Here is a 17,583-nt window from a genome sequence, read left to right on the forward strand (position 1 = left end):
GCGACCCCAGGGTCGCCGTTTTTTATGGCTGGGAACGATCGTTAAAGGGCAGCCAACGCCCCTTGATACAACACCGGCCCAGTCGGTTGCCCCGTCGGCGAACCGCCCTTCGGTTCAAGACTGATCGCCAACGCAATCGGCTTGCCGATCAACGTCTTCTGCGCATCGCTCAACTCTACGCGCCCCTTGCCGTCAGCCGGAATCACCCCTAGTGAAATCGGTTTGCCATCCGCAGGAATCGCCCACAACTCCAGACTTCGCCCCGGATCAACCGCCGCCAGGGTCAGCGGCTCGACCTTCAGGTAGTTCTCGTGCGCTTCAACCTTCAGCGCAGGCTGCGCGTCGGCCGCCAGCAGCGTGGCGCTGTAACGCGCGCTGTCGCGGTTATAGATCACGCCCAACGTCACGGCGATCACCAGCGAACAAACCGCCGCCGTCACCCGCAACCAGTTCCAGAACGGACGTTTCTCTGGCACATGAAGCACTTGTGGTTCGATTCGCGCGGTGATGCCTTTCCACACGCGATCCGGCACCGGCTGCTCGGGCAAAGCTTCAGTCAGACTGGTGAGGCTTTCCTGCCATTGCGCCAATTCCGCGCGAAGTGCCGCGTCTTCCAGCAACAATTGTTCAAAACGCCGACGAGCGACAGAGGGCATCAAGCCAATGGCGTAATCGGCGGCGAGGGCGCGGCGCAAGGTCGGGGTTTGATAGTTCATGATTCAAGGCACCTGCGCAGTCGCTCCATACCGCGGCGGATCCAGGATTTCACCGAGCCCAACGGCGCGGCCAGGTGTTCGGCGAGCTCAGAGCAGGACAACCCCTGAAAGTAAGCCACAGTGATCGATTGACGCTGCATGCCGTCGAGGCTTTCCAGGCACCGGTTCAAGGCGTTGGCCTCACGGGCACTGTTTAGTTGTTCGTGGGCCGATGGGCTTTCATCCACCAGCGCCTGTTCTTCAAGGTCGCTTAACGGCCGGTCGCGGTGTTTGCGCAACTGATCGATGGCCTGATGACGGGTGATGTTGATCATCCAGGTCAGAGGTGCCGACAGATGCGCCTCGTAGCGCGAGGCGTTGTTCCAGATGCGCACGAAGCTTTCCTGCAGCACTTCTTCAGCCAGGTCCGGCCGCCCCATGAAACGCAGCGCTACGCCATGCAGCCGAGGGCCGACGCTGCGGTAAAGCGTCTCGAAAGCGCGGCGGTCGCCCAGTGAACACTGGGCCAGAAGCTGCCTGAGCTGATCGGTGTCGGCGATGGGAATGGCAGTTCTCCAGGCAATCGAGGTGGGCTGCGTGAGGTGTCGGTTGCAGGCAGAGGTTAGTTCACGGTGCGCAGTTGTTCCATTCACGGGTGGCCACCTCGGAAAACCGACCCCGATGAATAGGGTCGGCGGCAGCCCTCAGCTTTTTGGCATCAGCACTTTGTCGATGACCTGAATCACGCCGTTGGACTGGTACACGTCATAGGTGGTGATGTCGGCGACGTCACCTTTTTCATCCTTGATCGTGATGTTGTGCGGGCCGTTCATCATCGCCCACAGCTTGCCCCCTGCGACGGTGGTCAGTTCGGCTTTGCCGCCACCGGCCTTGATTTTCTCGGCCAGGGTCATCATGTCGAGTTTCCCGGCGACCACGTGGTAGGTGAGGACGTGAGTCAGGGTCGCCTTGTTGGCGGGTTTGAGCAGGGTATCGACAGTGCCGGCCGGCAGGGCGGCGAAGGCCGAGTTGACCGGGGCGAACACGGTGAACGGGCCTTTGCCCTTGAGGGTATCCACCAGGCCAGCGGCTTTCACGGCGGCGACGAGGGTGGTGTGATCGGCGGAGTTCACCGCGTTATCGATGATGTCCTTGCTCGGCATCATGCTCTGGCCGCCGACGATGACCGCTTGGCTCGTGTCTGCCGCTTGCACGGTGTTCAAGGCGAATCCGCCGCCAAGGGCCAGGGTCAGCAGGCTGGCAATCAACGGCGTTTTGATCGAAGTGCGTTTCATGGTGATGATCCTCGTGAAGGGAATCGGCCAGGAGTGTCTGTCCGTGCTTGATATACGCGCGCGGGGCCAGACTGGATGCAGCGTCGGTAAGTTCTTTTTCGACTGTTCGTCAGGGGCTCGCCAAGGCTGGGAACAATCCCCTTGGATGCCAGTCCAACACACGATTTTTCGCCGCCCATCGCCGGGCGGTTTTCATGGCCCCTGAGGATGTCTGGATGAAGATTTCACGCGGTTTTGCACTGGCTTCGCTGATGTGTCTGGCGGCCAGTCCGGTCTTTGCTCAGTTCAGCCTGTTCGATGCGGCCAATGCCATCTCCGGCACGCAGGGCGATGACGCCGCCGCAGCTGCGCCGACTGCGCAGACGGCCGGTCTGCTGAGTGCGCTCAGCCAATTGAACGTGACGTCACAACAAGCCATTGGCGGTGCCGGGGCGATGCTTGGTCTGGCGAAGAATCAACTGAGTTCGACCGACTACTCGGAGTTGGCCAAAAGTGTGCCCGGAATCGACTTACTGTCCGGTGGCGGTGAACTGGGTGTCCTCAGCGGCTTGCTTGGCTCGTCCGGTAACGCAGCAGGTCTGGACAACGTCTTGAGCAACGTGAAGAACGCCAACGACCTGAACAGTGCCTTCAGCGCATTGGGCATGGACACCAGCATGATCGGCCTGTTTGCCCCCGTGCTTCTGCAATTTTTCGGTCAGCAGGGCGTCGGCGGGTCGCTGCTGACAAACCTGGGCGGGATCTGGGGCGCAGGCACCGGTACCTGATTCAGCGGCGCTCGGTGCGCAACGCGTCGATGCGCTGGTCCTTCTCGATCCAGAGCTGGTTGACCCAGTTCTTCCGCGCAGGACCAGTTTGAGCAAGGCGAACACCATCAGCGGCCCGAACAGGACCAAGGTGTTGAGCAACAGCAGCAGGGTAACGAAACAGCCGGTGAGCAGGCGGCGCATAAATAACTCTTGAAAGCCTTTGGGCGCGCATTGATAAGCAGCTTCGGACGGCAGGCCAAATCGGTGACGACGAATGTTTCACCTTTTAACCGCTATGCTTGAGGTCGGCTTTTGATCTTTGGTTTTGCAGGCGCCGAACGAATTCAAAGGCAACGGTCTAAAATTCCGCTGCCCACTCCCTCAAGGAAGCCCATTACGTGAAATCCCTCCTTGCACTGCTTTCCCTCGTGGCCCTGCCGGTCCTGGCTGCTGAGCCGACCCTGTACGGGCGCTACGAATACATCGCGCTGCCGGAAATCGGTGGCGAAGTCCTCAAGGCCAAGATGGACACCGGCGCCCTGACCGCGTCGCTCTCGGCCAAAGACATCGAAACCTTTACCCGTGACGGCGACGAGTGGGTGCGTTTCCGCCTCGCCACCAAAGGCGCGAGCAACAAGGTCTACGAACACAAGGTCGCGCGGATCAGCAAGATCAAGACCCGCTCCGAAGAAGACGAGGATGACAAGGAAGCCGTCGCACCCACCAAGCGTCCGGTGGTCGATCTGGAACTCTGCCTGGGCAACGTCAAGCGCACCGTGGAGGTCAACCTCACCGACCGCAGTAGCTTCAACTACCCTTTATTGATCGGTGCCAAAGCCTTGCGTGAGTTCGGCGCGGCGGTGAACCCGGCACGGCGCTTTACGGCGGACAAACCCGACTGCTGATTTCAAGTGGTCTCATTGACGTGACGTGAGCCTTGGGGCACCGTTCGCCCACTTAACTCCCGGGCTCGGACGCCATGCCTCATATCCTGATTGTCGAAGACGAAGCGGCGATTGCCGACACCCTGATTTTCGCCTTGCAGGGCGAGGGCTTCACCACCACCTGGCTGAGCCTTGGCGCGGCGGCACTGGAGCATCAGCGCCAGACCCCGGCCGACCTGATCATTCTGGACATTGGCCTGCCGGACATCAGCGGCTTCGAGACCTGCAAGCAATTGCGGCGTTTCAGCGATGTGCCGGTGATCTTCCTCAGTGCCCGGGATGCCGAAATCGATCGCGTCGTGGGCCTGGAAATCGGTGCCGACGATTACGTGGTCAAGCCGTTCAGCCCTCGCGAGGTGGCGGCACGGGTCCGGGCGATTCTCAAACGCATGGCGCCGCGAGTGACCGCCGCGGTGTCATCGGCGCTGTTTCGCATCGACAGCGAACGGGTGCAGATCAGCTACCGCGGTGAGCTTCTAACCCTGACCCGCCATGAATTCCGTCTGCTGCAATCCCTGCTGGACCAACCCGAGCGCGTCTTCAGCCGCGAGCAATTGCTCGATGCGCTGGGCGTCGCTGCCGATGCCGGGTACGAGCGCAGCATCGACAGCCACATCAAAAGCGTGCGCGCCAAACTGCGCCAGGTGAAAGCCGACGCGGAACCGATCCAGACCCATCGCGGCCTCGGTTACAGCTACAGCCCGGGGCGTAGCTGATGCCTCTGGGGATTCGGATTTTTCTGGTTTATGTGCTGTTTATCGGCCTGACCGGTTACTTCGTGTTGAACACCGTGATGGAAGAAATCCGTCCCGGCGTGCGCCAGTCCACCGAAGAAACGCTGGTCGACACCGCCAATCTCATGGCCGAAATCCTGCGCGACGACTTCAAGGCCGGCACCCTGAATCAGAACCGCTGGCCCGAACTGCTCAAGGCTTATGGCGAACGGCAACCGAAGGCAAGCATCTGGGGATTGCCGAAGAACCAGGTCAACCACCGGATCTACGTCACCGATGCCAAGGGCGTCGTGGTGCTGGACTCCAGCGGTGTGGCAGTGGGGCAGGATTACTCACGCTGGAACGACGTTTTACTGACCCTGCGAGGCGAATACGGCGCTCGTTCCAGCCGCAGCGATCCGGACGATCCGAACTCCTCGGTGATGCACGTCGGCGCGCCGATCCGCGACAACGGCCAGATCATCGGCGTGGTTACCGTGGCCAAACCCAATAGCTCGTTGCAGCCTTACGTTGATCGCACCGAACGGCGATTGCTCGCCTGGGGTGCCGGGTTGATCGTCCTCGGTTTGCTATTCGGCGCGTTGTTGTCCTGGTGGCTGAGCGCGGCGCTGCGGCGGCTGACTGCTTACGCTCAGGCAGTCAGTGAAGGCCGGCGGGTCGAGGTTCCGCACTACCGTGGCGGCGAGCTGGAACAACTGGCGACGGCGGTGGAGCAGATGCGTACGCAACTCGAAGGTAAAGCCTACGTCGAGCGTTACGTGCACACATTGACCCACGAACTGAAAAGCCCGCTGGCGGCGATTCGCGGTGCGGCGGAGTTGCTGCAAGGCGAGATGCCGCTGGCTCAGCAGCAGCGTTTTGTCAGCAACATCGACAGCGAAAGTGCGCGGATGCAGCAGTTGATCGAACGCCTGTTGAATCTGGCCCTCGTCGAGCAACGCCAAGGGCTGGAGGAGCAGGTGGCGGTGCCGCTGGCGAAGTTGGTAAATGAATTGCTGAGCGCTCAGGCGGCGCGCATTGAAGGCAGGCAGTTGCGCGTGGAACAAAGCATTGCAGCGGACCTGGTGCTGACCGGTGAACCGTTCCTGTTGCGTCAGGCGTTGGGCAATCTGCTGGAGAACGCTATGGATTTCACCCCGGCTCAGGGCTTGCTGCGATTCAGCGCCGAACGCATTGGGGAGCAGATCGAGTTCAGGTTGTTCAACCAGGCTGAGGCTATTCCCGACTATGCCTTGCCGCGACTGAGCGAGCGTTTCTATTCACTGCCGCGACCGGACAGCGGGCGCAAGAGTACGGGGTTGGGGCTCAACTTCGTTGAGGAAGTGATGAAGCTGCATGGCGGGGTGATGAGTATTGGTAACTTCGACGACGGCGTTGAAGTGACTTTGCGCCTGCCTTAAAACCGAGTCGCTTCCATCGTCGGAACGCCGCCCGGAGCAGGCTCGCTCCCACATTGGGCTTCGGTTGTGAATTACATCTGTGAACTCACCCAGATCCCTGTGGGAGCGAGCTTGCTCGCGAAGGGGCCGGCCCAGTCTCCACACACTCTCCACATTCCTCCCATAAATCCCCCACACACCCCCCCCAGACTCTCCCCATCCAAACAGGGAGAGTCCCATGAACCGCAGCCTGACCCTAAAACTCGGGGCAATTGCCCTTCTGATTCTGTTGTTGCTGATCCCGCTCCTGATGATTAACGGCGTGATCCAGGACCGCCAGCAACTGCGCGACGGTGTCCTCGAAGACATCGCCCGCAGTTCCAGCTACAGCCAGCAACTGAGCGGGCCGCTGATGGTGGTGCCGTATCGTAAAGTGGTGCGCACCTGGAAGCTCAACGAGAAAACCAACCAGCGTTACCAGGAAGTGGGTGAAGAACGCGGCCGTTTGTATTTCCTCCCGGAGCGCTTCGAACTCGACGGCCAGGTCCAGACGGAACTGCGTTCGCGGGGCATTTATGAGGCGCGACTGTTTCATGCGGACAACCGCATCAGCGGGCATTTTTCGGTCCCGGCTCAATTGGGTATCAAGGAGGATTTCGCCGATTACCAGTTCGATCAGCCATTTTTGGCGGTCGGGATCAGCGACATTCGCGGCATCGAGAATGCCCTGAAACTCGAGCTCAATGGCCAGACACTCGACTTCGTTCCCGGCAGTCAGGTGGGTTGGTTGGGGGAAGGCGTGCATGTCACCCTGCCGGCGCTCAACGCGAAGCAAGCCACGGAACTGGCCTTCGGTTTTGACCTGCGTTTGCAAGGCACTGGTCAGTTACAGATCCTCCCGGTAGGCAAGACCAGCAAGGTTTCGCTGGCCGCCAATTGGCCGCATCCGAGCTTCATTGGCAATTACCTGCCGGCCCAACGTGAAGTCAGCGATCAGGGCTTCACCGCCCATTGGCAGACCTCGTTTTTCTCGACCAACCTGCAAGAGGCCTTGAGCAGTTGCGTGTCCGGCGGCGGTTGCGAAGCCTACACCGGCCGTAGTTTCGGGGTGAGCTTCATCGACCCGGTGGATCAGTACCTGAAGAGCGATCGGGCCATCAAATATGCATTGCTGTTTATCGTCCTGACCTTCGCCGGTTTCTTCCTCTTCGAAGTGCTGAAAAGCCTGGCGGTACACCCGGTGCAATACGCGCTGGTGGGCGTGGCCCTGGCGTTTTTCTACCTGCTGTTGTTGTCACTGTCCGAGCACATCGGCTTTGCCCTGGCGTACCTGCTGTCGGCGGGCGGCTGTGTGTTGTTGATCGGTTTTTATGTCTGCCATGTGCTGCGCAGCGTGCGCCACGGCTTGAGTTTTTCGGCGGGATTGGCGGCGTTGTATGGCTTGCTTTATGGCTTGCTGAGCGCCGAGGATTACGCGTTGTTGATGGGTTCGCTGCTGTTGTTCGGATTGCTGGGCGTGTTCATGGTGCTGACCCGCAAGCTGGACTGGTATGGGGTTGGGCAGAAGTCGGCCAAGCCGCTGGCGTTTGATATCGGAGCGGTGGAATGAGCCGGTGGTTGGGGTTGCGTGAGGATCAGCGAGAAGGGGAATTACTGGCGACGCTGATATTCGGGTTATTTCCAGTCGATTCGGTGTGGTGCATTCGTCGGAACGCCGCCCGGAGCAAGCCCGCTCCCACAAGGGACCTCCAGTGAACACAAAATTCGTGCACACAACCGATCAACTGTGGGAGCGGGCTTGCTCGCGAAGAGGCCCGGACAACCAGTGAAAATCTAAACCTTGGGCATAGTCGCCAGCATCGACGCCCGCTGACTCACCTCAAAGTACCAGTTCGCCAGCTTCGGATTCGTCGTGCGCCATTCCATATCCGGATGGCGCAAATCCAGGTAGCCCAACGCACAGGCAACACTGATCGCCGCCACATCGAAATGACTGGTCAGCTCGGCAATCGCGTCCACTTCCAGCAATGCCAGGCCGCGACGAATCTTCTCGCGTTGGCCATCGAGCCACGCGTCCCAGTGTTTTTCCGGGGCACGCAGGGCGACTTCATAACGAATCAGCACCGCAGCGTCCATGATCCCGTCGGCCAGGGAGGCCAGGGTCAGGCGCCGCCAGCGGGCCGAGCCGTTACGCGGTATCAGCGGATTTCCGACGTGCTGGTGGTCGAGGTAATCGAGGATCACCCGGCTGTCATGGATGACATTGCCATCGGCCAGGCGCAGGGCCGGGATTTTACCGAGCGGGTTGTCTTCGTTGAGCGTCAGGTCCGGGCTGACCGGTGTGAGCACGCAGTCTTGCAGCGCCACGCGGTCCTGTTGACCTGTTTCGTGCAGGAGCACCATGACTTTGCGAACGAAGGGCGACAACGGGTTGTGGAACAGGGTCATGCTGGGGGCGGACATGGCAGCGTCTCGGAGTGGGACAGTGCTGGGCAGCATAGCGCGTTGGTCCGATAGCTCAAGATCGAAGTAAATGCCTAACCCCTGTGGGAGCGGCGGTGCGGCGATCCGACTTGCTCGCGAAGGCGGTGTATCAGTCAACATTGATGCTGGCTGACACACCGCCTTCGCGAGCAAGCCCGCTCCCACAGGTTTTTAGCGGCGTTGCAGCAGGCCGCGCAAGGCGAGGATTGCGGGAACGCCCAGGCCAAGCCAGCTCAGAGCGTCCCACACGCCATCCCCCAGTAACGCAGCAAACAAACCCGCCGCGCTGAGGAGGGCGATGACTGTAGGGGTGGAGAAGACCTTCCAGAAATTCGACTGCCGCGGCCTCATGCTGGGCTCTCCGCGTTCTCGAACACAGGTTTGGCAGCCTTGCGCCGCACCACCCACAGGTAAACCCCGCTACCGAGCACGATGATGGTCAGCCCATCCAGCGTCGCCCAGAGGATCTTCATCGGCAGGCCGCCGTAATCACCGAAGTGCAACGGTTGAGACATGCCCATGGCGTCCATGTACCACGGGCGTTCGGCCACGGCGGTGACTTGCAGGGTGCTGGCGTCGATCAGCACCGGTGTCAGCAGGTGCGAGGTCAGGTGAGTGCTGCCTTTCATGAACACCGCGTAATGGTGTTCGCTGGAGAAGCGTGTGCCGGGGAAGGCGATGAAGTCCGGCTGCATGCCCGGTGCGACTTCCTTGGCGATGTCGAGCAAGCGGGTCGCGGGCGCCAGTTGTGTCAGTGGCGGTGCGTCGCGGTACGGCGCGACCATCGCGCTCAGGCTGTCGTTGCGCCACGCGGCGATCAGCAGGTCGGCGCAGGCGCTGATGACGCCGGTGACACCGACCACCAAGGCCCAGGTCAGGGTTACCACGCCGATCAGGTTATGCAGATCGAGCCAGCGCAGACGGGTGGATTTGTCCTGGCGCACGGTGGCAAATGTCAAACGCCGCATGAACGGCAGGTACAGCACCGTCCCGGACACAATCGCCACCACGAACAGAAGGCCCATGAACGCCAGCAGCAACTTGCCCGGCAGACCGGCGAACATGTCCACATGCAGGCGCAACATGATCATCATGAAGCCGCCATTGGCCGACGGCATCTCCAGCGCTTCGCCGGTGCGGGCGTCGAGCATGAAGGTGTGAGACGAATTCGGTTCAGTGCCGGCGGTGGCCGCCATGATCGTAATCGCGGCGTTGGGCTCTTCTTCGTCAAAGCCGAAATACTGCAAGACCTCGCCGGGACGATGCTTTTCAGCCGCCTGCACCAACTGCTGCAAATTCAGCTGCGGGGTGTCCGCCGGCATCGCCTTCAATTCAGCGGCATCGCCCAGCAAGTGGTCGATCTCGTGATGGAAGATCAATGGTAGACCTGTCAGCGCGAGCATCAGCAGGAACACGGTGCAGATCAGGCTGGTCCAGGTGTGGACGAAGGACCAGCGGCGAATTGTTTTGCTTTTCATTTCATAGCCTTCAGAAATACCAAAGCCGTCCATGTCGGACGGCTCGGGTCTTGGGCGTGTCAGGTCAGGCCATTACCACTTGTAAGTGGCACTGGCGACGACGCTGCGTTGGTCGCCGTAGTAGCAGTAGAAGCTGTCGCACGTGGAGATGTAGTCCTTGTCGAACAGGTTGGTGGCGTTCAGTGCCAGGGAGGCGCCTTTGAGGCTGTTGTCCAGACGGCCCAGGTCGTAATGAACCGCGGCGTCGAACACGGTGTAGGCGTCAGCCTTGCCGAGCGAGGTATTGCCCTGGTCGCCGTAGGTATTGCCGGTGTAGCGAGCGCCGGCGCCGATGCCGAAACCGTCCAGCACACCGTTGTGCCAGGTGTAATCGGCCCACAGCGAAGCCTGTTGGTTGGGCATCAGTTGCAGACGATTGCCTTTAAAGTTGCCTTTCTGCACTTCGGATTTGGCCAGGGTGTATGCGGCGATGACCTTGAGGTTCTCGGTCACGTCGGAGACGGCTTCCAGTTCCAGGCCTTTGACTTTTACTTCACCGGTCTGGCTGGTGATCGAAACGCCGTTCGAGTTGGTCGTGGTGACGGAGACGTTTTTCTGGGTCAGGTCGTAGACCGCAGCGGTCAGCAGGGTGCTGCTGCCAGGAGGTTGGTACTTGATGCCCAGTTCCCACTGTTTGCCTTCAGTCGGTTTGAACGAATCGGTCGGCGATGCCGTGGCGTTGCTGGTCGGCTGGAACGACTCGGCGTAGGACAGATAAGGCACGAAGCCCGAGTCGAACACGTAGCTGATCGCCGCGTTGCCGCTGAAGTTCTTGTTCCGTTCGGTGTTGGTGGCATCGCCCTTGTTGAAGAACTTGGTGCTGGTGTGAACCCAGTCTTCACGACCACCCAACGTCAGACGCCATTGGTCGAGGGCCATTTGGTCCTGAACGTACAGGCCGGTCTGGTAGGTCTTCAGGTTGTAGTCGTAAAACGCCGCCGAACGCGGCGGACGAACGATGGGTTGGCCATAGATCGGGTTGTTGACGTTGGTGGTCAGACCGTCGCCGAAGATCGAGGTGTAGTGGGTGTTGGTGCGCTGGTGATCGAGGCCGATCAACAGGGTGTGACGGATGTCGCCGGTCGCGAAGTCGCCCTGGAAATTGTTGTCCACGGCGAACTGGCTGATGTCCTCGTCGACACTGGTGCTCGAGCGGCCAACGTTGCCGTCGGCATCGACCTGGGTGAACGGGTAGGCGCCGGGGGTGAGGGCCTGGAAGGACAGGTCCGATTTGGTGTAGCGCAGGTTCTGCTTGAACTGCCAGACATCATTCAAGCGATGTTCAAAGGCGTAGCCCAGTGCGTAATAGGTGCGGTCGTAGAATTCCCAGTCCGGGTCGCCGAGGTTCTTGTGATGGGAAATCTTGCCGAGCGGCGAGTGGATCTTGGTGCCCTGCACAGGCAGGAACTGGCTGGTGATGCCGGTATCGTCACGAGTGAACTGGGTGAGCAAGGTGAACTTGGTGTCTTCGTCGATGTTCCAGGTCAGGCTCGGCGCGATGTTGTAGCGCTTGTTGTCGACGTGGTCGATCTGCGTGCCGCTGTCGCGCACCACACCGCTCAAACCGTAGAGGAACTGGCCTTCGTCATCGATCTTGCCGGTGCTGGCGAAGTTGATCTGGCGATGGTTATCACTGCCGTATTGCACTTGGATTTCATTGCTCGACTCGGCGCTGGGGCGACGGCTGACCATGTCCAGCAAGCCGCCTGGCGGGGTCTGGCCGTAAACCGATGAGGCCGGGCCGCGCAGCAGGGCGAGGCGGTCGAGGTTCCAGGTTTCCTGTTTCGGGTTGGCGTACACGCCTTTTGGCAGTGGCAGGCCATCGAGGAATTGCGTCGGTTCGAAACCGCGCACACGCAACCAGTCGGCACGGGTGTCGCTGCCGTAACTGCTGGCGACGATGCCGGGCATGTAGCGCACCGCGTCATCGAGGCTGTGCACATTGCGGTCGTCCATTTGCTCGCGGGTGGCGATCGAAATCGAGCGCGGTGCTTCGACCAGTGCGGTATTGGTTTTGGTGCCGGCGGCGGTGCGGGTCGCCAGGTAACCTTGCACCGGTCCCCAGGCACTTTCGGTGTTTTCCACGCCAATGACGGCGGTTTCCGGCAGGGCCATCACGCCCTCAGGCACGGTCACCAGGCTATAAGTGCCGGCGCTGCTCTGTTCCAGTTGCAGACCGGTGCCGCGCAAGGCTTCGCGCAGGGCGCCGGCTGCGTCGAATTGGCCTTTGACCGGCGCCGAGGTCTTGCCCGCCGCCAGTGACGGATTCAACGACAGCGCCAAGCCGGCCTGGCTGGCGATCTGGTTCAGGGTGCTGGCCAATGGCGCGGCCGGCAGGTTGTAGGCGCGAACGCTGGATGCCTGTTCAGCGGCGATCAGCTGACTGCTGGCCAGAGGGGCACAAAGGGCAATCGCAATCGCCAGCAAACTGGGGCGCAACAAGGTGTCTAGCGAACGGGACATACAGCGGCTCCTGAATGGAAATATTTCTCAATTGCCTAGGTGCCGAACGAGAATTCAAAAGTGATAGGGCTAATTGGAAATAATTTCGATTCAGTGATTGCCCGCCTTTGTAGGAGCCGTGTAGGAGCTGTCGAGTGAAACGAGGCTGCGATCTTTTGACTTTGTTTTTTTAGGAGCAGATCAAAAGATCGCAGCCTCGTTTCACTCGACAGCTCCTACGGATTTGGCTTCAGCCTTCGCCACCGTCACCCACCACGGCGTGTGCTGTTCGATCTGCACCGGCAGGGTCGGCAGCAGGGCGCTCAGGGCCAGATCAGTGTCGTGCAGCGGGAAGCTGCCGGTGATGCGCAGGTCGGCGATTTCTGGCGCAACGCCAAGATGCCCGCGTCGATAACGACCGAGTTCATGGACCAGGTCTTCCAGCCGTGTGTTGTCCACCACCAGCATGCCGCGGGTCCAGGCATCGGCGCCGAGGTTGAGCGCGACGATCGGCCCCAGGCCATTGCTGCGCATCAGGACTTGTTGGCCTTCACGCAGAATCTGCTCTTCAGGACTCGACTCGGGATGGGCGGCCACCGCCGATTTCAGCACGCTCAGGCGCGTACCTTCTTCTTCACGCTTGACCAGGAACCTTGTCCCCAGTGCACGCATGCTGCCTTCGCGGGTTTCGACGATAAACGGCCGGGCATCGCCATGGCCGGTTTCGACGAGGATTTCCCCTTCCTGGAGGATGATCAGCCGTTGTTTTTCATCGAAACGCACATCCACGGCACTGTGGGTGTTGAGGTTGATCAGCGTGCCGTCGGTCAGGCGCAGGGTGCGTTGCTCACCGGTGGCAGTGCGCTGGTCGGCCAGCCAATAGTCAATCGGCAGATAACGATCACCGGCGAACAACGCCAACCCGATCACCGCGACGATACTGGCCACGCCGCTGCCGAGTTTGCGCACACGCCGGCGAATGCTTTCGCGCGATTGCAGTAAAGCAGTGCGAGCCGGGCCGCTGGCAACGCTGAAGCGCTGGTCGAGCATGCCCAGTTGGCGCCAGGCCCGCGCATGTTCTTCGTGGGCGGCGTGCCACTTGGCGAACTCTTCGCGCTCCACCGGGTTGCCGGAGTCCAGGGACAACTGCCAGGCAATCGCAGCATCCAGCACTTGCGCCGAGACGGGTTTGGAGCTGACTGGACTCATACCGGCTCCCCGTACAACGCGATGTAGCACTGACGAATGCCTTGGGCCAGGTACTGACGCACCCGCGGCACTGACACGCCCAGGCGCTCGGCGATTTCGGCGTGGCCGAGGCCGTCGAGACGGTTATAGAGAAACGCCGCCCGGGCTTTGCTTGAGAGCTTGCCGAGCAGGCGGTCGATGGCTTTGAGGTCTTCGAGGATCAGTTGCTGCTCCTCCACCGACGGCTGTACACCTGCGGGGATCAGCATCAGTTCGGTGAGGTAGGCCTGTTCCAGCGCGGCGCGGCGGAAATAGTCGAACAGCAGACCCTTGGCAATCGCCACCAGAAACGCTCGCGGTTCGCGCGGCTCCTTCAGTTCTTCACGACCCAGCAAACGCACGAAAGTGTCCTGACTCAGGTCTTCGGCCCGTTGCGGGCAGGCCACATTGCGTCGCAGCCAGGCCAATAGCCAACCGCGATGGTCGCGATACAACGCACCAACGAGCTCACTTTGAGGGCTTTGGACTGACGACACGCAGCATCACCGATTGGGAAGTGTTAACTAACGAGAATTGTTCGCGATTGTGGCAGAGGCGGGGGAGGTAAGCAATTGGCGCTGGTCGGGTGGCCGCCAACGTCGGTGTGTTGGCGCAAAACCCTGTAGGAGCTGCCGAAGGCTGCGATCTTTTGACTTTGACTTTGGATTTTAAGATCAAAAGATCGCAGCCTTCGGCAGCTCCTACAAAGAATTGCGGTGGCTGTTAGAAAGAAGGCGCTCGCTGCCGCCGCTTCCACTGACTCAACCGCTGCTGCAAATTCAACGGGCTATGAATCTGCATCTGCCGCGCCCGGCTGAACAGAATCAACGCCAGCTCAGCGGTGGCCAACGCATCGGCACTGGCATTGTGGCGCTCGAACACTTCCAGTTTGAACCAGTCGATCCACTGATCCAGCCCGGCATCGCGAATGTGCGCCTGAGGGCAAAGCAGCGGCGCGATATCGGCCACATCCAGAAACGGATGCTGCAACTTGTAGCCCAGATGATCTTTCAAGGCGCGCCCGAGCATGTGCTGATCGAATGGCGCGTGAAACGCCAGCACAGGGCTGTCGCCGACGAACTCCATGAATTCGACCAAGGCCTGAGCAGGGTCGCTGCCCGCGGCAATTGCACTCGGCCCCAGGCCGTGGATCAACACGCTGGGCGCCAACTTCATGTCGGTGCATTGCAACGTGCGTTCGAACTGCTGGCTGAAATCGATCGCCCCGTCTTCGATTACTACCGCACCGATGGACAACACCCGATCCCTGTTCAGGTTCAATCCGGTGGTTTCCAGGTCGAGCATTACCCAGCGCTGTTCGCGCAGGCTGCATTCGCTGAGTTCTGCGGCCGAGGGCAAGCGTTGCAGACGTTGTTGAAGTTCGCCGGGAAGGCTGGGACCTGCCGGGCGCAGCCATGAAAACAGGCTCATAACTGATACCGCAGGGCCAGGCTGCTTTGCAGGCGTTGTGCCTGGCGCAGGGATTCACGCAGGATCCGTCGATCCAGATGATTGAGGCTGTCTGGATCGACCCGGTTGGAGTAGGGCAAGTTCTCCCGAGTTTGTAGCTGATGTTGCTGCATGCGGGCTTGCTGGATGAAGTGATAGGCCTCTTCGTACGCGGCACCGTCCAGCCGTTCGATGACTTCTTTGTCCACCAATTGGCGAAAGCGCTCCAGCGTGTTGTTCGCCTCGACCCCATGGGCCAACGCGAGCAGTCGGGCACCGTCGACAAACGGCGTCAGCCCCTGGACCTTCAAATCCAGGGTGGCTTTCTCGCCATTCTTGCGAGCCAGTACGAACTCACGGAAACGTCCTACGGGCGGACGGTTGCGCAGGGCGTTCTCGGCCATCATCCGTTGGAACAGTCGGTTGTCATTCACCTGATCGAGAATGCCCTGACGCAGCTGCTCGCAGCCTTGCTCGTCGCCCCAGACCACCCGCAAGTCGAAATAAATGCTCGAACCCAACAGGTTCTCCGGCGTGGCCTCGCGGATAAACGCGGCAAAACGTCGTGACCACTCGGCCCGGGACAGACACAGCTCCGGGTTGCCGGCCATGATGTTGCCCTTGCACAGGGTGAAACCGCAGAGCGCCAGGCTCTGGTTGATCTGCTGGGCGATGGGCAGCAATTTGCCGCGAATCTCGGCGGCGTGGGCCGCGTCCCGGGCTTCGAACAGAATGCCGTTGTCCTGATCGGTGTGCAGCGTCTGCTCGCGACGGCCTTCGCTACCGAAGCACAGCCAACTGAACGGAATACCGGGGTCACCTTTCTCGGCGAGGGTCAGTTCGATCACCCGGCACACGGTGTGGTCGTTGAGCAGGGTGATGATGTGCGTGATCTGGGTTGAAGAAGCTCCGTGGGCCAGCATGCGCTCCACCAGTTGGCCGATCTCGCCGCGCATGGCGACTAGATTTTCCACCTTCTGGGCGCTGCGAATGGTCCGCGCCAGGTGCACCAGATCGACCCGCTGCAGGGAAAACAGGTCACGTTCAGAGACCACGCCGCACAGGCGATGATCCTTGACCAGGCAGACGTGGGCGATGTGCCGCTCGGTCATGGCAATCGCCGCATCGAAGGCGCTGTGGTCCGGCGACAGGTAAAACGGCGCCTGGGTCATGTGGCGCTCGATGGCTTCGTTGAAATCGTTAGTGCCATCGGCTACCACATGGCGCAAGTCACGCAGGGTGAAAATCCCCAGCGGCGCTTTATGTTCGTCGACCACCACAATGCTGCCGACCTGCTGCTCATGCATCAGGGTCACTGCTTCACGCAGTGGCGTGGCCGGGCTGCAGGTGACAGGGTGGCGCATGGCCAATTCGCCCAGTCGGGTATTGAGCGAGTATTGGGTGCCGAGGGTTTCCACGGCTTTTTGTTGGACTTGCTGATTGACCTGATCCAGCAGGCTGCTCACGCCACGTAGGGAAAAGTCGCGAAACGCGTTGGAAAGCGCGAACAGTTTGATGAACGCCAGCTTGTTCAGCTGTAGGCAAAAGGTGTCTTCGGCCGCGAGGTGTTCGGTGCGGGTTGCACGCTCCCCCAGCAGCGCGGCGAGGGGGAAACACTCGCCGGTGGTGATTTCGAAGGTGGTTTCGGTCCCACCCTTAGCCGTGTGGGGACGCTCACCCACGACCCGGCCTTGCTTGACGATGTAGAAATGCTCAACCGGGCCGTCGGCGGGCTTGATGATGCTCTCGCCGGGCGCATAAAAACGCAGCTGACACTGCTCGACCAGGTACGCCAGGTGGGCGTGTTCCATTTGATTGAAGGGCGGGAAGCGCTGAAGGAATTGCAAAGTGCCCTGGATGTTCTGCAACACCGCGGTTTTCCCTGCCTGTGTGAAGGCGTCCGCTTTACTCATAACCATTACCGCAGTCTTTTTTGAATTGTTGTTGTCGGATGACTCAGCCATGGTCGGCCCCTGCGCGCAGGGTGCCCATTGGACGTAAGTCTAGGTAGGCAGTGAAGCTGGCGGCATTTGGGAAATGTCTGACGCAACTGTGGGAAAAACCTCCTGCATTGGCTATAGGAAAACTTTCCGACGAAGTGCACATTGAAGGTCTGCTTAGCGATGTCTGACGGATGAGCTAGGGAATAGAAATGAAAACGTAGAGTAAGCCATGTCCGACCACGATATTTTGAGCGACGCCGAGCGCGAGGCGCTGAGTGCCGTCATGCAGGAACCTGACCTGCCGCCGCAGCGGGTGCTGATCGTCGACGACGATAAAGACGCGCGCGAGTTGCTGTCGGAGATTCTGGCGCTGGACGGGGTGCGCTGCATGACTGCCGCCAGTGGCGAAACTGCACTCAAGATGTTGGAGACGATGCCATCGATTGGCCTGGTGATTACCGATCTGCGGATGGGGAATGTCGATGGCCTGGACCTGATTCGTCAGGTTCGTGAGTCGGTTCGGGCGGCATTGCCGATTATCATCGTGTCCGGTGACGCTGACGTAAAAGATGCGATCGCCGCGATGCATTTGAGCGTAGTCGACTTCCTGCTCAAGCCTGTCGATACCGGCAAGCTGTTGGCGCTGGTCAAGCATGAGTTGGGAATGGATGTGTAAATTGTTAAAGGATCAAAAGATCGCAGCCTTCGGCAGCTCCATGGGATTG

At 60.3% G+C, this 17,583-nt stretch carries 17 protein-coding genes and 1 pseudogene; 6 read left to right on the forward strand and 12 right to left on the reverse strand.

The window, feature by feature from the left end:
* Positions 1-41 precede the first annotated feature (41 nt).
* From CUN63_RS15105 to CUN63_RS15115, 3 genes are read right to left on the reverse strand one after another with little or no spacing between them, the layout of a single operon-like run.
* Positions 42-716 carry an anti-sigma factor domain-containing protein gene (locus tag CUN63_RS15105; RefSeq protein ID WP_129440548.1) on the reverse strand — a complete coding sequence of 225 codons (675 nt, stop codon included), beginning with the start codon at positions 714-716 and terminating at the stop codon, positions 42-44.
* The gene (locus tag CUN63_RS15110) at positions 713-1,348 is read right to left on the reverse strand and encodes a sigma-70 family RNA polymerase sigma factor (protein ID WP_129440550.1); all 636 of its coding nucleotides are present in this window, start codon (positions 1,346-1,348) and stop codon (positions 713-715) included. Before CUN63_RS15110 ends, CUN63_RS15105 begins: the two co-directional genes overlap by 4 nt.
* Before the next feature lie 51 nt (positions 1,349-1,399).
* Entirely contained in the window at positions 1,400-1,990 is a 591-nt protein-coding gene (locus CUN63_RS15115; RefSeq protein ID WP_129440552.1) for a fasciclin domain-containing protein, read from the reverse strand.
* 215 nt (positions 1,991-2,205) lie between these two features.
* On the opposite strand from CUN63_RS15115, the gene CUN63_RS15120 reads away from it, so the two are divergent.
* Positions 2,206-2,757 (forward strand): DUF2780 domain-containing protein, encoded by a 552-nt coding sequence (locus CUN63_RS15120; protein ID WP_129440554.1) that lies wholly within the window; start codon positions 2,206-2,208, stop codon positions 2,755-2,757.
* Positions 2,758-2,826: 69 nt separating this feature from the next.
* Here CUN63_RS15120 and CUN63_RS15125 read toward each other — a convergent pair.
* A pseudogene (locus CUN63_RS15125) lies at positions 2,827-2,940 on the reverse strand (acyltransferase); the annotation flags it as partial.
* Between the two features lie 197 nt (positions 2,941-3,137).
* Here CUN63_RS15125 and CUN63_RS15130 point away from each other — a divergent pair.
* The 4 genes from CUN63_RS15130 (at position 3,138) to creD (ending at position 7,405) form a co-directional block, all read left to right on the forward strand.
* Positions 3,138-3,644 (forward strand): ATP-dependent zinc protease, encoded by a 507-nt coding sequence (locus tag CUN63_RS15130; RefSeq protein WP_129440556.1) that lies wholly within the window; start codon positions 3,138-3,140, stop codon positions 3,642-3,644.
* A 74-nt stretch (positions 3,645-3,718) separates the two neighbouring features.
* Positions 3,719-4,399: a two-component system response regulator CreB gene (gene creB / locus CUN63_RS15135; protein ID WP_129440558.1), complete on the forward strand. Its 681-nt coding sequence runs from the start codon at positions 3,719-3,721 to the stop codon at positions 4,397-4,399.
* Positions 4,399-5,817: a two-component system sensor histidine kinase CreC gene (gene creC, locus CUN63_RS15140; RefSeq protein WP_129440560.1), complete on the forward strand. Its 1,419-nt coding sequence runs from the start codon at positions 4,399-4,401 to the stop codon at positions 5,815-5,817. The genes creB and creC overlap by 1 nt, the downstream gene beginning before the upstream one ends.
* A 217-nt stretch (positions 5,818-6,034) precedes the next feature.
* Positions 6,035-7,405 carry a cell envelope integrity protein CreD gene (creD, locus tag CUN63_RS15145; RefSeq protein ID WP_129440562.1) on the forward strand — a complete coding sequence of 457 codons (1,371 nt, stop codon included), beginning with the start codon at positions 6,035-6,037 and terminating at the stop codon, positions 7,403-7,405.
* Between the two features lie 224 nt (positions 7,406-7,629).
* Here the strand turns inward: creD and CUN63_RS15155 are convergent, their stop codons facing one another.
* The 8 genes from CUN63_RS15155 to CUN63_RS15200 all read right to left on the reverse strand — a co-directional run bounded on the left by CUN63_RS15155 (position 7,630) and on the right by CUN63_RS15200 (position 16,834).
* Entirely contained in the window at positions 7,630-8,259 is a 630-nt protein-coding gene (locus CUN63_RS15155) for a glutathione S-transferase (RefSeq protein ID WP_129440564.1), read from the reverse strand.
* A gap of 192 nt (positions 8,260-8,451) precedes the next feature.
* On the reverse strand, positions 8,452-8,631 hold the full coding sequence (locus CUN63_RS15165; protein ID WP_129440566.1) for a hypothetical protein: 180 nt from the start codon (positions 8,629-8,631) through the stop codon (positions 8,452-8,454).
* A complete protein-coding gene (locus tag CUN63_RS15170; RefSeq protein ID WP_129440568.1) occupies positions 8,628-9,758 on the reverse strand; it encodes a PepSY domain-containing protein in 1,131 nt (376 codons plus the stop codon). The genes CUN63_RS15165 and CUN63_RS15170 overlap by 4 nt, the downstream gene beginning before the upstream one ends.
* A 72-nt stretch (positions 9,759-9,830) precedes the next feature.
* A complete protein-coding gene (locus tag CUN63_RS15175) occupies positions 9,831-12,260 on the reverse strand; it encodes a TonB-dependent siderophore receptor (protein ID WP_129440571.1) in 2,430 nt (809 codons plus the stop codon).
* 201 nt (positions 12,261-12,461) lie between these two features.
* Positions 12,462-13,448: a FecR domain-containing protein gene (locus CUN63_RS15180; RefSeq protein ID WP_129440573.1), complete on the reverse strand. Its 987-nt coding sequence runs from the start codon at positions 13,446-13,448 to the stop codon at positions 12,462-12,464.
* Positions 13,445-13,963 (reverse strand): RNA polymerase sigma factor, encoded by a 519-nt coding sequence (locus CUN63_RS15185; protein WP_129440575.1) that lies wholly within the window; start codon positions 13,961-13,963, stop codon positions 13,445-13,447. The genes CUN63_RS15180 and CUN63_RS15185 overlap by 4 nt, the downstream gene beginning before the upstream one ends.
* Before the next feature lie 226 nt (positions 13,964-14,189).
* Positions 14,190-14,897, reverse strand: a complete 708-nt coding sequence (locus CUN63_RS15195) for a PolC-type DNA polymerase III (protein ID WP_129440577.1) — start codon at positions 14,895-14,897, stop codon at positions 14,190-14,192.
* The gene (locus CUN63_RS15200) at positions 14,894-16,834 is read right to left on the reverse strand and encodes a putative nucleotidyltransferase substrate binding domain-containing protein (protein WP_129445104.1); all 1,941 of its coding nucleotides are present in this window, start codon (positions 16,832-16,834) and stop codon (positions 14,894-14,896) included. The genes CUN63_RS15195 and CUN63_RS15200 overlap by 4 nt, the downstream gene beginning before the upstream one ends.
* Positions 16,835-17,087: 253 nt before the next feature.
* Here CUN63_RS15200 and CUN63_RS15205 point away from each other — a divergent pair, with 253 nt between their 5' ends.
* Positions 17,088-17,534, forward strand: coding sequence for a response regulator (locus CUN63_RS15205; RefSeq protein ID WP_129440579.1), 447 nt, complete (start codon positions 17,088-17,090; stop codon positions 17,532-17,534).
* The last annotated feature ends 49 nt before the right edge of the window (positions 17,535-17,583 follow it).

The sequence above is a fragment of the Pseudomonas sp. ACM7 genome, from assembly GCF_004136015.1.
Lineage (GTDB): Bacteria > Pseudomonadota > Gammaproteobacteria > Pseudomonadales > Pseudomonadaceae > Aquipseudomonas > Aquipseudomonas frigoris.

Bases quoted from the DNA above. Each gene is read 5' to 3' on its own strand.
- creB (WP_129440558.1), top strand. From the start codon at position 3,719: ATGCCTCATATCCTGATTGTCGAAGACGAAGCGGCGATTGCCGACACC.
- CUN63_RS15155 (WP_129440564.1), bottom strand. From the start codon at position 8,259: ATGTCCGCCCCCAGCATGACCCTGTTCCACAACCCGTTGTCGCCCTTC.
- CUN63_RS15205 (WP_129440579.1), top strand. From the start codon at position 17,088: ATGTCCGACCACGATATTTTGAGCGACGCCGAGCGCGAGGCGCTGAGT.
- CUN63_RS15115 (WP_129440552.1), bottom strand. From the start codon at position 1,990: ATGAAACGCACTTCGATCAAAACGCCGTTGATTGCCAGCCTGCTGACC.
- CUN63_RS15170 (WP_129440568.1), bottom strand. From the start codon at position 9,758: ATGAAAAGCAAAACAATTCGCCGCTGGTCCTTCGTCCACACCTGGACC.
- CUN63_RS15120 (WP_129440554.1), top strand. From the start codon at position 2,206: ATGAAGATTTCACGCGGTTTTGCACTGGCTTCGCTGATGTGTCTGGCG.
- creC (WP_129440560.1), top strand. From the start codon at position 4,399: ATGCCTCTGGGGATTCGGATTTTTCTGGTTTATGTGCTGTTTATCGGC.
- CUN63_RS15105 (WP_129440548.1), bottom strand. From the start codon at position 716: ATGAACTATCAAACCCCGACCTTGCGCCGCGCCCTCGCCGCCGATTAC.
- CUN63_RS15200 (WP_129445104.1), bottom strand. From the start codon at position 16,834: ATGGTTATGAGTAAAGCGGACGCCTTCACACAGGCAGGGAAAACCGCG.
- CUN63_RS15175 (WP_129440571.1), bottom strand. From the start codon at position 12,260: ATGTCCCGTTCGCTAGACACCTTGTTGCGCCCCAGTTTGCTGGCGATT.
- CUN63_RS15165 (WP_129440566.1), bottom strand. From the start codon at position 8,631: ATGAGGCCGCGGCAGTCGAATTTCTGGAAGGTCTTCTCCACCCCTACA.
- CUN63_RS15180 (WP_129440573.1), bottom strand. From the start codon at position 13,448: ATGAGTCCAGTCAGCTCCAAACCCGTCTCGGCGCAAGTGCTGGATGCT.
- CUN63_RS15195 (WP_129440577.1), bottom strand. From the start codon at position 14,897: ATGAGCCTGTTTTCATGGCTGCGCCCGGCAGGTCCCAGCCTTCCCGGC.
- creD (WP_129440562.1), top strand. From the start codon at position 6,035: ATGAACCGCAGCCTGACCCTAAAACTCGGGGCAATTGCCCTTCTGATT.